Raw genomic sequence first — 10,429 nt, 5'->3', positions numbered from 1 at the left:
TAGTAAAAATAACCTTGACTTCTTTTGGAGGTCGGGGTTTTTCTGCTTTAGTATCAAAATGCTAATATTTACCCAAGACTGAGGTAATAGGTGCTCTCTATGAATGTTATTAAAATAGGGTCATTTCTATCACTGGGCATTATATTCGCACTAACTGGTAATCGGGTTAGCGCCCTGCCTGGTCAGAGGACTGATCAGGTTGCTGCATGGATTAACGGTCACCCCACCCTACGGCCTGGTATTGGAGATGGCTTAGTAGTTCGCAAAAGTGATACAGCTGGGGAACGATTTACCTTTCAAGCTACGGTGTTGCCTCCTGGTAGCATCTCTTATCCAAAAGACCGGAGTACAATTCGCAGTGAACGCATTGCTATCCATGACCAAGTTAATGGGGTAACCCTCGAACGCCTGGAGGAATCCCTACGCACTGTCTATGGCCCACAGATTTATCGAGATTACAATAGCGCCCAGTTTGTATACACCTATCCCTCTCGAGAAATCTTAGAGTTATCACGACGAAAAAACCTACCACTGTGGTCAGCTGAACAGGGCAAACTTTTGTTAGGAGAAAAATACGGCTATTGGATAGAAATAACTCAAAATGATAGCGGTAAGGCTTTCATTGGCCAACTTACGGTTTTCCTGAAAGAGGATTTAGGCAAACTAGAAACAGAATTACGGGCACGGTAGGTGAGTATTAAGAAGAAGGCAAGAGGCAAGAGGCAAGAGGCAAGAGGGAAAATCCTGTGTTGCTGAATAGCAACATAGTTTAACCAAAAAGGGGAATTTCCTGAAATTTTCAATAATAAATAAGAAGGCTAATTGATAACTACAACATTACCAAACAGGTTTTGTTAGTTTGAATTTGATTGGCAAGATTGACAGCCCGTTGATGATTATGATCGGTGACCGAAGATAACGCGATCGCAAAATAAGTATCTAAAAAAACTTCAGTCATTCTCAGAAACAGTTTCCCCATACAAATATTGGTCAATTTTATCTGACCAATCTGGGTCACCATGTAATTTTAAACACTGAGCAGTTTGAAGGAATGTTGTAGGTTGCCTTACTTAATCAGACAAAACACTTTCAACAATAATCCGTACCCTTGTACCTGCAGCTAAGTTTAAAGGCACTTCCAGTTGAAGAGCTGTCCCATCAAATACCGCTTCAAGTTCTTGGAGCATGATTCTCTAAAACCTATTGACTATTTTAGTATAGTCCGAGCTTTACCTGTAACGGCCTCAAGCTTAGCGGCGCGAGCACCACCTGTGGGGAAAAAGGGCACTATTCGCGATCGCGTCCGCTAGAGCACCCTAGTTAGGAAGAGATGGGATGATGCAGCTAAGGTGCATCCACACCATAATCTTAAGATGCGTTTGCCCTGTGGATATGGCTCTTGCTAAAATAGGGTCGCTCAATTCTAATTGGTCAGTTACACTAATCATTTTTTGCTTGAGATCGAGGAATAAGCCAGTACAACAGTTTATTTATAACTAGAACTTTCTGAACTTGGATTGAATAATTCCCACAATCCAACAAACCCCACAAAAAAAGTATAAATGCCATAGGTTATAGGATTTTTATCACAACTGTCAGCTTTAAAAGCAGCGATTACACCTTCAAATAAATGAGAAATTAGGGCAATACTTGCTAGCCACAATACATAATATAGGTTACTTGGTAGAGAGCTATGGGTTAACTGTAAATAAATATACCAAATCTCTAGACCTAAAGCGCAAGTAATTAAACTAGTAGATGTTATTTTAATTAGATAAACTAATTGCTTTTTCATGCTCAGATTATCCTGAAGTTAAACCCAGAATATAAACTATTTTAGCTATGTTACTATGATATATAGCATGATATATAGCGTTTGTATCTGGGTTGTAAACACAGGAATTGCCTTGCGCGTAGCGCTATATTACCCCTATTTTATACTCCCTGCTCCCTTTGCTATGCTAAGAACGACGTGGTACTAAGTTCAGCAAAACATCAGCAATAGCCTGGGAAATTGGTAAGCCAGGGCAAAGCTCAAGCCAGAAGAATTCTCCCACTGGATTGACCTCAAGAAATACATGGCGACCATCGGGAGTTAAAATAATATCAATCGCGCCATAGTTTAAGCCAAAGTAATCCATTAGCTTCAGCAACTTTTCTTCCAGATCCTGGGGCAACTGATAGGGCTGCCAAGCGTTTAGAGAATCAACGCCCCGTCGCCGCCAGTCGTAACGAGCACCTGGAAACTGTTGAGAGTCTATCGAAGCAGTAAACACTTGCTTTCCGACAATTGTAGTTCGTAACTCTAGGGTCTTAGGGAGATGTTCCTGAAAGGTCATTGGACAGAACCTTAATCCATCCAAGTTGTCCAAATCCTCCGGTTTGACCGGATTGGTAAACACTACCTGCTCCTCTCCCTGCTGATCATAGATGGCAAAGGATGAAAGCATTTTGGTAATTATACCGGACTCACATTCTTTGGCAAATTCCACCACTGCTGCGGGATTATTGGTGGTCAGGTTAAGAGGAGTATCTATCCCGAGTTCCCGTGCTACTTTTAGCTGTAACTGCTTATTCTTAGCTTGCTCAATCACAGAGCCCCGATCCAAGTGGAAGCCATCGATACTCGCAATCATACCTTGGATAGTTACACGGGATTCTTGTACAGAGGCTTGCCGCATTTGCGGATCCATCGTGCTGGGAATTCTTGCCCCCATGGCAATGCGCCGATACCAAACTGCGGAGACCTCCTGCAAATCTAGCTTTTCTTCCTCAGACTTCAGGATTAATCTTTCTGTATTCTTACCGTCTTTATTCTTACCGTAGTAGACATCTAGTTGGACTTCCGTGGGAAATCGGTCAGTGTCAAATCGAAAGGCTTTCCCCCCTTTTTCTTCAATGGCTTTTACCACTAGGGGAATGCTTTCGTTGTCTTGGCTATGGGTAATGATTAAAACTGTCATTGTTAATAATAAAGGGAATAGGGAATAGGGAATAGGGAATAGGGAGTAGGGAGTAGGGAGTAGGGAGTAGGGTAAATAAAATTATTAAGTATTCCTCCAAAAGGAAAAATCAAATTTTTCCATATTTAATTATTCCCAATTAATCCCCTACATTCAAATAAAAACAATTATATATTTATATATTGCACAATTCAATATAGAATTTTGACTAGATTAAAACAGGTAATAACAAACATAAACAAAACAAATTTTATAGTATTTTTGTTATATTTTATAGCCTTGATCGCACTTATGAGGTACAGTATTTTTGACTATATATCCTTAATAATGAGAGATATTATTGCCTTAAAAATATCTTTATTATTGCCTTTTGCCTCTTGCCTCTTGCCTCTTGCCTCTTGCCTCTTGCCTCTTGCCTCTTGCCTTTTGCCTTTTGCCTTAATTGAGAACCTCAGACAATAAGGCATCTGCGATCGCATCAGAAATGGGGTAACCCAAATCTCGCTCTAGCATGCCCCATTCGCCAGTGGGGTTAACTTCTAGGAAGACATACTCACCGTCTGGGGTGACAATCATATCAATAGCGCCATAGGTTAGTCCTAACCTTGCCATCAAAGCATTCAGGCCATGGGCAACCTCACTGGGCAATTGATCAGGTTCCCAAGGACAGTCTTCTGGTTTAGCAGAGCGCCAATCCATCGTTGTTGCAGAATACCGATAAGCATCGAGAGCTCCTACATATAAATTTCCCGCCACGAATGCTATTCGCAACTCCCGCTGTTTAGGAATTTCCTCTTGGAAGACCATGGGGCTATAGCGCAACATTTCTGCCTCTTGGAGGTCTTCTTCTTTCACAACGCTGGTATATAGGAAAAAAGAAGAAGCTTCCATACCGTAAGAAAGAGGAGTAAGCAACTTAGCCACCATCTTTCCTCCTACTTCTGCGAAGAAACCCCGCATCCGATCTGGATTATTCGTGACCAGAGTGCGGGGAACGAGCAGACCAACTTCATTAGCAATTCTGAGTTGACGTGGTTTGTTTTCTGCTTCTCGGATTCGTTCTAACCTATCTACCCAACGAGCATGGTTGAGATTATGTGACAGCTCCCACACTGACTCTTTGAGTTCAGTGTGGGCTTCCCAGCCAATCCAGCTATTGCTTAGGAGACGCTGGGCTTTAAGAACGGACTGCCCTGCCGCTCTGTTTTTTTGGTCTTTTGTTTAATAATGTTTGATTAACTTTCCAGCATTTATGGCCTTTGGCCACGCTACGCGAACGGCTTTGAAAGTCATTATGCGCGAGTATAACACATCGATTGGTCTTTTGTAAAAGACTCTGTGCAAAATTCATCCCACACTCATGCTGCGCATGTTCGTTGTGGGGCTTCTTTTGCCGGAAGCTAAATCTGGGCTGACTTGTGGATGCCAGAGTCGGCGCATCCATACCCCCTGCACGTCTTCGGTTTTAATGGAGTTTCCATTATAGTCTAACTGGTAACTAAGTCCTTCGCTAGTGATCCCGGCTGCTAGTTGCACCTTACTGGGAAATTGATCGGTATCAAAGCGAAAGGGTTTAGCGCCTCGTTTTGATAGGGCGTCGGCGACTCTATCAATAGTGAAATAATCACCACTGTGAGTGATTAAGACAATTATATCACGAGATCGGTTCATATACCTAAATGATAACGAATAAATAACGGTTAAATAGATAACACTCAGCCCAAAGCTAATCGCTGAGGGCTGATCGCGGGTTTTAAAAGCTCAGTTGACGCAAAGGGAGAAATAGTATCGGTAATTATTTCAACTACCCCTGCCTGATCGAGTACTCTCATCGAGTACACCTGGTGTTGGCAAAGGGATTGTGTCTACAGTCCACCTCCAATCTAAGTTCCGAGATAGGCTAGCCTTTGGCAATCCCCTCAGTCTAGAGTTTTGGTTTCATCCTGGGACACATCAGGGACGGTTGAAAGTCGCCCCGTCCTCTCAAAGTCTTGCCTCAAGAGGAGCGTTCTCAGTGCTATATTCTTGGCTGCGACTAAATCAGCATGTAGTTTGTATCCACAAGCCATGCAATCAAAATCTAAGCCCTGATTAGGTCGATTGGCTTTACTGGTGTGACCACAACGGGGACATGACTGGGAGGTAAAATCAGCATCAACTCTAATCGCTAAAGCGCCACCCAAAACGGCTTTATAGTCAATGAAGTAATGTAACTTAGTAAACTCCCAAATCCTTTTATTTATATGGGGTTTACACAGTTTTACAGATGGTTCATGGCCTAGTTGTATTAGCTTAATTTGATCAGGATTATGGGTAATATTTTCTAGACCAATCAATGAGCCAAAAATCACGACACGTTTGGCAATACAGTGATTAATATCAGCGTTAAACCGTCTCTCTCGTTTTGACAGGACTATCAACCGTCTGGTAGCCGAACGAGTGCCTTTTTGCTGTAGAGTTTGTTTCGTTTTATAGTAACGATTAGCTCTATGAATTACTGACTTGCCAGAAAAGAAACCAGCTGTGTTATTCGTATCAACAGTTACTGCTAGATAGCGCTGACCTACATCCACACCAACAACACGTTTGATCGCTTCAGGTTTAAGATCGGGTAGCTCCAACTCTAAGCTTACTAGTAAATAGTAAGTCTTGGTTGTTTCAGCATAGCAAATTATTGCTGTACCTATTTTGGCAACACCTGAATGAATCAAGTCTAAGTGTTTTTGATATCCGGAGTAGTCAACTTTTATGCGACCTTCTAAGGTAACTAGGCTAGCTTTACCTTTAACAAACGAGTAGTCACGCTTGTAACTAAACGTACAAGTCCGAGCTATGAATTTAGGAGGGGTATCTAACCCTTTGTAACGCTTGTTGGTAATGCCAGATTTTAAGTGAGTAGCATTACGCTCTACTTTCATCCAGAGATTTTTATAGATTGCAGCTACCTGTCGAGGTACGTTACATGCCATTTGGGCTGGTAACCTAAAGCGTTCTCGAATGTCGTAGTAAACCTGCTTTTGTAACTTAGCCGCATAGGAAAGTTTGCCGTTGTCAAACGCCAATTTCGATGTATAGTTCAAGGCATCACGATAGGCTAAAGTAACTGCACGAAGCTTTTCCTTTTGCTCCAGTGTGCAGTTCAACTTCAGCTTTGCTGTAATTACCTGCTGCATCGAATTCTTGACCTTTATTAATTGTATTATAGCAGTTCTAAATAACGCTATAGTCAACCAGACACGATATTACTTCTAGTGAGTATCTTCGACATCAGAGGGGAACTTCAGGGTCACAATTGGACCACCGCCACCATCTTCTTGATCCGATGGGAACTTCTCAGTCACCGGACCACCGCCACCCTCTTCGTGATCTGAAGGATACTTCTTAGTCATGACTGGACCACCACCACCCTCTTCGTGATCTGAGGGGTACTTCCGAGTAAAGCATCCGGCACCATCTTCCCAATCAGAGGGGTACTTCTTTGTGAACGCAAATCCGCGACCGCCTCTAACATCATCCATTTCCTCTTCAGATAGCTCTTCGCACCATTGCCCTTCTAGGTAGCGAGCAAAAAAGGGAACTGCTTGGGAATTTTCTTCTGGTTTTTCCATATTAGACATGGCTTTAAACTCCTAGTGGATAAATAAGATGTGGGGAAATAGGAGATAGGATGTGGCTAACTCATGTTCCTAACTATTAATACATGAATAGACACAACTATTTCCCTATAAATCTATTAAAAGCCATGCCCTTATAGCTGTAACGCCAAATTGGCTAAAATTTTCACAAGTCATTGGTAATTGGTCATTGGAGATTAGTAATCTGAACTCTAAAAAAGTGTTATACAGATTAATTGTAGTAAAATTTTACAGTAAATCGGGAACTTATACTTCCCAATTTTTGGGAGTTGTAGCCACCGTTTAATTAGTTCATAGTACTACCAGAAATCTGGGTGTTACTTCCCCAAATACCAATGACTAATTACTCATCACTAAACTAAATTTAAACCTAAAAGAAATAAGTTATGTTCTGGGTATATTCTTCCCCATCTTCCACATATCCTCCGTCTCACAAATATTACACGGATTGCTATCTTTCATCATTATCCGATGGGTACTTCAGAGTCACAATTTTACCACCGCCACCCTCTTCGCCATCAGATGGGTACTTCAGGGTTACGAACCACGAATCTTCCCGATCAGATAGGTACTTTCTGGTAACACTGGGAATAGGAAATTGACTACCCCCTTTGACAGCTTCCATTTCTTCCTTAGATAAGTCTTCAAGAAATTGTCCCTCCAAGTAGCGGGCAAAGAAGGGAACTGCTTGGGAATTTTCTTCTGGATTGTTCATGTCTGACATCGGAAAATTACTCCTAGGTAATTGATTGAACTTACTTGCTAGTTAAACTGTAAGCATTCAGCTAAGGCACTACTTGCTGAAGGCTGAGTGCTAATAGCTGATTTTTAAGTATCTATATACTTATCGGGCGAAGCAGCAACCATTATGCAGAAAATTTTCAATACAAGTAAGCATATGCGCTACGCGCACGCTACGCGAACAGCGGTCAGCGGTCAGCGGTCAGTGCTCAGTGCTCAGTGCTCAGTGCTCAGTGGTCAGCGGTCAGCTTATTTTATTCAAAAGCACCGATTGCGCTAACAGTAGCGTGGCACAGGCTTCTAGCCTGTGACCTAACCATAAGCTAATAGCTGATAGCTATTAACTGATAACTGATAACTGATAACTGATATCTGATAGCTGATAGCTATTAACTGATAACTGATAGCTGATAGCTGATAGCTGATAGCTGATAGCTGATAGCTGAATGCTTACATCTTACCAAGCATAAATTATTCTACAGTTAATACTAAAAAATTAAGGGGACATATAGCGTTTCTAGGACTCATGAGGTACACAGAATTGTTTGACTATTGGCTCTTGCCTCTTCTGTCTTACCTGCTCCCTGCTCCCTGCTCCCTGCTCCCTAAAACCCAGATATTTGTACCTCACAAGTCGTAGAATTGCTATAAAACTAATAATTATGTCTGATAGCCCTAATAATTGGTCTATATTCCTAATTGGAACCATTGGTATTATTTTTAGTAATGGGTAATGGTACCAGAGTAATCATAATTACCTTACCCATTACCCAAGCCTGACAATAGCGATACTACTTGGATATCAAAGCAATCAAGAGGATTCTGAGGCCATCTCCGGATATCTCCATCTTGTTAACGGTACTTAAGCAAGTATGGAAGCAAAAATCAGGTATAATAGCTGATAGTCATAGCTATTACGTCCAAAGGTTTAAGGGTAGACCCCATCAGAGAAACCACCCCCGCAGCAATGCCCCCTTGTTTCCAAAAATGGTGTAGTAAAGATTTACTGAAAAATGTCGCCGTCTTGGTGCGCTTTCCCTAGCGCTCCCAGGAAAGCGCGGGGTCGCACCGCCAAAAAAGAGAATTTAAGAACTATATAGGGGGATTATTACCAGAAAGTGAGCGAAAAAACCCATCTAAGATGGCAAAAGACTCTGTAGGAGTGGCTTACCACAGATTACACCATTATCTTGATGCAAAGCGCGAGTGGGGGAAACCACGGCAGTTGCTCATGGCGCATGGGTCTGTGTGCGGAACTTGCTTCCGCACCTGTCTTGATGCAGTCGCTCATGGGGGAAACCCCCGCAGGTCGGCGCTGCATCGCTCTCCAGCCCCGTGGGAACCCCTAAGACCGCACTGCCTTACGGTCATCTCAAGCACCATTAGCAAGTTCAGGTGACGTGACCTCCCCAAGACCGCGCTGCATCGCTTATTCCAAAGCACCTCCAGTAGCTTGCCCATAGCGCATAAGCACCTCAAGTAGCGTGGCCATTCCCGTAGCGTGGCCATAGGCCTTGGCCTTTGGCTGATCGCTGATAGCACCTCAAGTAGCACCATCTGTAGCGCATTAGCTGATAGCTGATAGCTGAATACTTACGTCCCAAACTCGTCATTATCCGATGGGTACTTCATAGTCACAACTACATCATCTCGAAACTTCAGGGTTACGCTATACAAATCATCCCGATCAGATGGGTACTTGGTTGTGAAACCGCGAACAGGGGGCAATATGGTACCCCCTTTGACAGCTTCCATTTCTTCCTTAGATAAATCTTCAATAAATTGTCCCTCCAAGTAGCGGGCAAAAAAGGGAACTGCTTGGGAATTTTCTTCTGGATTGTTCATGTCTGACATCGTAAAATTACTCCTAGATAATTGAGGAAAATTACTGGCTAGTTAAACTCCCATTTTAATGGGATAAAAATCACCTACTCATCTCAATCTATTAAACTCGCTAAATTTAATCTTTTGGCTAAATTATTGCCTCACTAATTTAGCCAAAGGATTACTTAATAGCTTACCAAGCATAAATTATTCTACAATTAATAATAAAAAAATAATGGGACATAAAAATAATAATTATGTCTGATAGCCCTAGGAATTGGTGTGTATTCCTACTTGGAACCATTGGTATTATTTTTGGTAATGGGTAATGGTACGAGAGTAATCACAATTACCTTACCCATTACCAAAGCATGACAATAGTGATATTATCTGGATATCAAATCTCCCCCATCTCCCCATCTCCCCATCTCCCCACACTTTTATGATTGGTATTCAACCGGACTTGATATTAATCTGGCGGACACAGGAAATTCCTGAGTTGTTCAGGAATTTCTTGAAAATTCTCCAGAAGGAAATCCATTATGGCCAGATGGTACAAATCAATGGCCATGGGAGCGCGATAGTTGTGACCTCTGGCAAACCAGCGCTGTACTGTAGCTTCCGAACGGGAGCAAATACAGGCGATGACCTCGTAAGTGACTAACCATTTGCCATAAAACTGTTGTGGTGTCATCGCCAATTGGCAGTTACTGTAGCGCTGAATTAAGGCTTGGTCTTTTTCGGTTAGAGGACGGGGCTTTTTCATAAAGCCTCCTCTACGGCTAGAGTTTCTAAGTCTTGTTCCTTTGCCAGTAAGCTTATGGCTGGTGAACTCCAAAAGTATAGCGCTAGCCGCAAAATGAGATGGCAAATCCGCCACTGAGAGAAATGTCGGGTATAGGGATAGAAGGGAGGGATGAGTATACCCCTGTCCATAATCAGTGTGGAACAGGCTTCTGTGGAACAGGCTAGAAGCCTGTTCCACAGAAGCCTGTTCCACCGTTTGTTGGTAGGGGTGACCCTCACCATCAGGGTTAAATGGTTTTAGCATAGGATGTATCTCCTTGTGTTAATGGAGGAGCCAGAAGCCAGCGTTTGCCATGGAAACTTTGCGCTGGCTTCTTTCTATCTCCTTATCTATCGGGTAAGTCAGCGGGATTGCTCCCGCTTCGTCCCCAAAGCACCGTGCGAACAAGTCTCCAAGTACACGGCGCAACCAATTCCAAAAGAACTCACTTATCTCTGCCACTCTTTTTCCTTGATTTG

The 10,429-nt window shown here is 42.6% G+C and carries 15 protein-coding genes and 1 pseudogene; 4 read left to right on the top strand and 12 right to left on the bottom strand.

The window, feature by feature from the left end:
• The first annotated feature begins 99 nt into the window (after nucleotides 1-99).
• Nucleotides 100-690, top strand: a complete 591-nt coding sequence (locus F6J99_RS34375; protein ID WP_293119860.1) for a hypothetical protein — start codon at nucleotides 100-102, stop codon at nucleotides 688-690.
• Nucleotides 691-829: 139 nt separating this feature from the next.
• Here F6J99_RS34375 and F6J99_RS34370 read toward each other — a convergent pair whose 3' ends face one another.
• From F6J99_RS34370 to F6J99_RS34360, 3 genes are all read right to left on the bottom strand, one after another.
• Nucleotides 830-958, bottom strand: a complete 129-nt coding sequence (locus F6J99_RS34370) for a hypothetical protein (protein WP_293119858.1) — start codon at nucleotides 956-958, stop codon at nucleotides 830-832.
• Nucleotides 959-1,486: 528 nt separating this feature from the next.
• The gene (locus F6J99_RS34365; protein ID WP_293119856.1) at nucleotides 1,487-1,795 is read right to left on the bottom strand and encodes a hypothetical protein; all 309 of its coding nucleotides are present in this window, start codon (nucleotides 1,793-1,795) and stop codon (nucleotides 1,487-1,489) included.
• Between the two features lie 166 nt (nucleotides 1,796-1,961).
• The gene (locus F6J99_RS34360; protein WP_293119853.1) at nucleotides 1,962-2,963 is read right to left on the bottom strand and encodes an MvdD family ATP-grasp ribosomal peptide maturase; all 1,002 of its coding nucleotides are present in this window, start codon (nucleotides 2,961-2,963) and stop codon (nucleotides 1,962-1,964) included.
• A 291-nt stretch (nucleotides 2,964-3,254) separates the two neighbouring features.
• Between F6J99_RS34360 and F6J99_RS34355 the strand changes: the two genes are divergently transcribed.
• On the top strand, nucleotides 3,255-3,425 hold the full coding sequence (locus F6J99_RS34355) for a hypothetical protein (RefSeq protein WP_293119851.1): 171 nt from the start codon (nucleotides 3,255-3,257) through the stop codon (nucleotides 3,423-3,425).
• Here the strand turns inward: F6J99_RS34355 and F6J99_RS34350 are convergent.
• The 5 genes from F6J99_RS34350 to F6J99_RS34330 form a co-directional block, all read right to left on the bottom strand.
• Complete coding sequence (locus F6J99_RS34350) at nucleotides 3,402-4,076, bottom strand: hypothetical protein (RefSeq protein WP_293119849.1); 675 nt, start codon at nucleotides 4,074-4,076, stop codon at nucleotides 3,402-3,404. The genes F6J99_RS34355 and F6J99_RS34350 overlap by 24 nt on opposite strands.
• A 234-nt stretch (nucleotides 4,077-4,310) precedes the next feature.
• Complete coding sequence (locus F6J99_RS34345) at nucleotides 4,311-4,634, bottom strand: MvdC/MvdD family ATP grasp protein (RefSeq protein WP_293119847.1); 324 nt, start codon at nucleotides 4,632-4,634, stop codon at nucleotides 4,311-4,313.
• A gap of 248 nt (nucleotides 4,635-4,882) precedes the next feature.
• Nucleotides 4,883-6,136: a transposase gene (locus F6J99_RS34340; protein WP_293119845.1), complete on the bottom strand. Its 1,254-nt coding sequence runs from the start codon at nucleotides 6,134-6,136 to the stop codon at nucleotides 4,883-4,885.
• A gap of 75 nt (nucleotides 6,137-6,211) precedes the next feature.
• On the bottom strand, nucleotides 6,212-6,580 hold the full coding sequence (locus F6J99_RS34335; protein WP_293119843.1) for a microviridin/marinostatin family tricyclic proteinase inhibitor: 369 nt from the start codon (nucleotides 6,578-6,580) through the stop codon (nucleotides 6,212-6,214).
• Nucleotides 6,581-7,049: 469 nt separating this feature from the next.
• On the bottom strand, nucleotides 7,050-7,322 hold the full coding sequence (locus F6J99_RS34330) for a microviridin/marinostatin family tricyclic proteinase inhibitor (RefSeq protein WP_293119841.1): 273 nt from the start codon (nucleotides 7,320-7,322) through the stop codon (nucleotides 7,050-7,052).
• A 144-nt stretch (nucleotides 7,323-7,466) separates the two neighbouring features.
• On the opposite strand from F6J99_RS34330, the gene F6J99_RS34325 reads away from it, so the two are divergent.
• Together F6J99_RS34325 and F6J99_RS34320 are read left to right on the top strand one after the other, a co-directional pair.
• Nucleotides 7,467-7,619, top strand: a complete 153-nt coding sequence (locus F6J99_RS34325; protein ID WP_293119839.1) for a hypothetical protein — start codon at nucleotides 7,467-7,469, stop codon at nucleotides 7,617-7,619.
• Between the two features lie 663 nt (nucleotides 7,620-8,282).
• Nucleotides 8,283-8,531 (top strand): annotated as a pseudogene (locus tag F6J99_RS34320) (hypothetical protein); the annotation flags it as partial.
• 95 nt (nucleotides 8,532-8,626) lie between these two features.
• On the opposite strand, the gene F6J99_RS34315 reads toward F6J99_RS34320, so the two are convergent.
• From F6J99_RS34315 to F6J99_RS34300, 4 genes are all read right to left on the bottom strand, one after another.
• On the bottom strand, nucleotides 8,627-8,848 hold the full coding sequence (locus F6J99_RS34315) for a hypothetical protein (RefSeq protein WP_293119837.1): 222 nt from the start codon (nucleotides 8,846-8,848) through the stop codon (nucleotides 8,627-8,629).
• Nucleotides 8,849-8,932: 84 nt separating this feature from the next.
• Entirely contained in the window at nucleotides 8,933-9,193 is a 261-nt protein-coding gene (locus F6J99_RS34310; protein WP_293119835.1) for a microviridin/marinostatin family tricyclic proteinase inhibitor, read from the bottom strand.
• Nucleotides 9,194-9,632: 439 nt separating this feature from the next.
• Nucleotides 9,633-10,214 (bottom strand): hypothetical protein, encoded by a 582-nt coding sequence (locus F6J99_RS45820; RefSeq protein WP_365974852.1) that lies wholly within the window; start codon nucleotides 10,212-10,214, stop codon nucleotides 9,633-9,635.
• 18 nt (nucleotides 10,215-10,232) lie between these two features.
• On the bottom strand, nucleotides 10,233-10,429 hold a 197-nt coding region (locus tag F6J99_RS34300), incomplete at its 5' end, for a hypothetical protein (RefSeq protein WP_293119833.1).

Origin of the sequence: Moorena sp. SIO4G3, from assembly GCF_010692305.1 — a bacterium.
Classification (GTDB): domain Bacteria; phylum Cyanobacteriota; class Cyanobacteriia; order Cyanobacteriales; family Coleofasciculaceae; genus Moorena; species Moorena producens_A.
This window is presented reverse-complemented; position numbering and strand designations above follow the sequence as displayed.

Coding starts and splice junctions, on each gene's coding strand:
- F6J99_RS34345 (WP_293119847.1), bottom strand. CDS start 4,634: ATGAACCGATCTCGTGATATAATTGTCTTAATCACTCACAGTGGTGAT.
- F6J99_RS34370 (WP_293119858.1), bottom strand. CDS start 958: ATGACTGAAGTTTTTTTAGATACTTATTTTGCGATCGCGTTATCTTCG.
- F6J99_RS45820 (WP_365974852.1), bottom strand. CDS start 10,214: ATGCTAAAACCATTTAACCCTGATGGTGAGGGTCACCCCTACCAACAA.
- F6J99_RS34375 (WP_293119860.1), top strand. CDS start 100: ATGAATGTTATTAAAATAGGGTCATTTCTATCACTGGGCATTATATTC.
- F6J99_RS34315 (WP_293119837.1), bottom strand. CDS start 8,848: ATGGCCACGCTACGGGAATGGCCACGCTACTTGAGGTGCTTATGCGCT.
- F6J99_RS34330 (WP_293119841.1), bottom strand. CDS start 7,322: ATGTCAGACATGAACAATCCAGAAGAAAATTCCCAAGCAGTTCCCTTC.
- F6J99_RS34340 (WP_293119845.1), bottom strand. CDS start 6,136: ATGCAGCAGGTAATTACAGCAAAGCTGAAGTTGAACTGCACACTGGAG.
- F6J99_RS34365 (WP_293119856.1), bottom strand. CDS start 1,795: ATGAAAAAGCAATTAGTTTATCTAATTAAAATAACATCTACTAGTTTA.
- F6J99_RS34310 (WP_293119835.1), bottom strand. CDS start 9,193: ATGTCAGACATGAACAATCCAGAAGAAAATTCCCAAGCAGTTCCCTTT.
- F6J99_RS34325 (WP_293119839.1), top strand. CDS start 7,467: ATGCAGAAAATTTTCAATACAAGTAAGCATATGCGCTACGCGCACGCT.
- F6J99_RS34360 (WP_293119853.1), bottom strand. CDS start 2,963: ATGACAGTTTTAATCATTACCCATAGCCAAGACAACGAAAGCATTCCC.
- F6J99_RS34355 (WP_293119851.1), top strand. CDS start 3,255: ATGAGGTACAGTATTTTTGACTATATATCCTTAATAATGAGAGATATT.
- F6J99_RS34335 (WP_293119843.1), bottom strand. CDS start 6,580: ATGTCTAATATGGAAAAACCAGAAGAAAATTCCCAAGCAGTTCCCTTT.